This is a genomic window from Rhizobacter sp. P2_H2 (genome assembly GCF_056403375.1).
In genome coordinates, this window is record NZ_JBFUFP010000927.1 from 1 (window position 1) to 2,181 (window position 2,181).

The window sequence follows — 2,181 nt, forward strand, 5'->3', positions numbered from 1 at the left end:
GCCAGCAGCGGCCCGCGCTGATCGTGCTCGACCTGATGATGCCGCAGCTGTCGGGCTTCGACGTGATCKAGGCGCTGCGCGGGCGCAGCGACACCGCCGACATCCCGATCATCGTGCTGACCGCCAAGCTGCTGACTGTGCAGGACCGGGCGCTGCTGAGCGGGCGGGTGCAGCAGGTGATGGAGAAATCGGAGTTCCAGCCGGCCAGCCTGCTGGCCGAGGTGAAGCGGGCGCTGGCCAAGGGGCGGCAGCGACGGTCATGACGGCGAGCAACGGCACGTCACCCTCGATCCTGGTCGTCGACGACAACGCGGCCAACCTGAGGCTGTACCGTGCGACCCTGCAGGACGTGGGCGCCGAGATCCACACCGTCGATCACGGCGAACTCGCGCTCGAGCGCTTCGCGCAGCGCTCGTCGTGGGCGATGGTGCTGCTCGACGTGCACCTGGCCGGCATCAGCGGCTTCGATGTCGCGCGCCGGCTGCGCGAGCTGCCGGGCGGTGCCGACGTGCCGATCGTGTTCGTCTCGGCGATCTACACGCACGAGGCCGACACCTTCGCCGGCTACCGCATCGGGGCGGTCGACTACATCCTGTCGCCGGTGGTGCCGGAGATCCTGCGCGCCAAGGTCGCGGTGTTCGTGCGGCTGCACCGCATGCGCCGCGAGGCCGAGGCCCAGTCGATCGCGATGGAGCGCGCCTACCGCGAACTGCGCACCGCCCATGCCGAGATGGAGGCGTTCAGCTACTCGGTGTCGCACGACCTGCGCACGCCGCTCGGGCAGATCGCCGGCTTCGCGCAGCTGCTGCAGCAGGGGCACGGGCAGTCGCTGGATGCGAAGGGGCAGGGCTTCCTCGGCCACATCCAGGGCGCGGCCCAGCGCATGAACCGCCTGATCGACGACATGCTGGTGCTGGCGCGCATGACGCGCACCGAGATGCAGTCCGAGCCGGTCGACCTGTCGGCGATGGCCGGCGAGATCGTCGGCGAGCTGGCGCAGGCGCAGCCGGACCGCCACGTGGCGTGGCGGCACGACGACGGGCTGACGGCGCAGGGCGACCCCGGCCTGCTGCGGGTTGCGCTGTCGAACCTGCTCGGCAATGCGTGGAAGTACAGCGCCGCGGCACCGGTCCCGCAGATCGAGTTCCGTCGCGCCGGGGCGCAGGGCGACGACGCCTTCTGCGTGCGCGACAACGGCGCCGGCTTCGATGCCGCGGCCGCCGGCGAGCGGCTGTTCCGGCCGTTCCAGCGCTTCCACCCCGGCTCGCAGTTCCCCGGCAACGGCGTGGGCCTCGCGATTGCCCAGCGGGTGGTGACCAAGCACGGCGGGCGCATCTGGGTCGAATCGGCACCGGGCCGGGGCGCCAGTTTCTATTTCACGCTGCCGCCGCTGCCGGCGATTCCAGAACACGCCTGACACAGGCACAAGGCGAGGAAAAAAAACCATGGCACGCATCCTGGTCGTCGAGGACAACGCACAGAACCGCAAGCTCGCGCAACTCGTGCTGCAGAAGGGCGGGCACGACGTGCTGTGTGCCGAAGGCGGCGAAGAGGGCGTGAAACTGGCCCGCGAGCACCTGCCCGAGCTGGTGCTGATGGACATCCAGATGCCGGGCATGGACGGGCTGGAGGCGACGCGGCTGCTGCGTGCCGATGCGGCGACGGCCGGGCTGAAGATCATCGCGCTGACGGCGCTCGCGATGAAGGGCGACGAGGAGCGCATCCTGAACTCCGGGTTCGATGCCTACCTCGCCAAGCCGTTCGACTACGCCGAGCTGGTCGGGCTGGTGAAGCGCCACCTCGCCTGACGCCTGGCGCCCGGGAGGCACAATCCCCGGATGAGCAACAAGATCCTGTTCGGCTTCCACGCCGTCACGGTGCGGCTGAAGACCGCGCCGAAGTCCATCCTCGAGATCCACGTCGACACGAGCCGTCGCGACCAGCGCATGCGCCAGTTCGTCGAGCGGGTGAAGGAGGCCGGCGCCAAACTGGTCGACAGCGACGACGACCGCCTGCAGAAGCTGTGCGGTTCGCACCGCCACCAGGGCGTGGTTGCCCGCGTCGAGGCGATGGCGATGAGCCATTCGCTGGACGACACGCTCGACGCCGTCGAGGAAGTCCCGCTGCTGCTGGTGCTCGACGGCATCACCGATCCGCACAACCTGGGTGCCTGCCTGCGCG

The 2,181-nt window shown here is 69.8% G+C and carries 4 protein-coding genes; all 4 read left to right on the top strand.

Features of this window, described 5'->3' with window-relative positions; genetic code table 11:
• Window positions 1–263, top strand: a 263-nt coding sequence (locus AC1D15_RS28330) for a response regulator (protein WP_477828635.1), incomplete at its 5' end; no start/stop codon positions are given.
• A complete protein-coding gene (locus tag AC1D15_RS28335) occupies window positions 260–1,417 on the top strand; it encodes a sensor histidine kinase (protein ID WP_477828636.1) in 1,158 nt (385 codons plus the stop codon). The genes AC1D15_RS28330 and AC1D15_RS28335, both read left to right, overlap by 4 nt.
• Before the next feature lie 28 nt (window positions 1,418–1,445).
• A complete protein-coding gene (locus AC1D15_RS28340; protein WP_477828637.1) occupies window positions 1,446–1,808 on the top strand; it encodes a response regulator in 363 nt (120 codons plus the stop codon).
• Window positions 1,809–1,838: 30 nt separating this feature from the next.
• Window positions 1,839–2,181 (top strand): TrmH family RNA methyltransferase (locus AC1D15_RS28345; RefSeq protein ID WP_477828638.1); only part of this gene is annotated, 343 nt, incomplete at its 3' end.

What these genes read in the sequence shown, in the direction of transcription:
- AC1D15_RS28335 (WP_477828636.1), top strand. Translation starts at nt 260, where the DNA reads ATGACGGCGAGCAACGGCACGTCACCCTCGATCCTGGTCGTCGACGAC.
- AC1D15_RS28340 (WP_477828637.1), top strand. Translation starts at nt 1,446, where the DNA reads ATGGCACGCATCCTGGTCGTCGAGGACAACGCACAGAACCGCAAGCTC.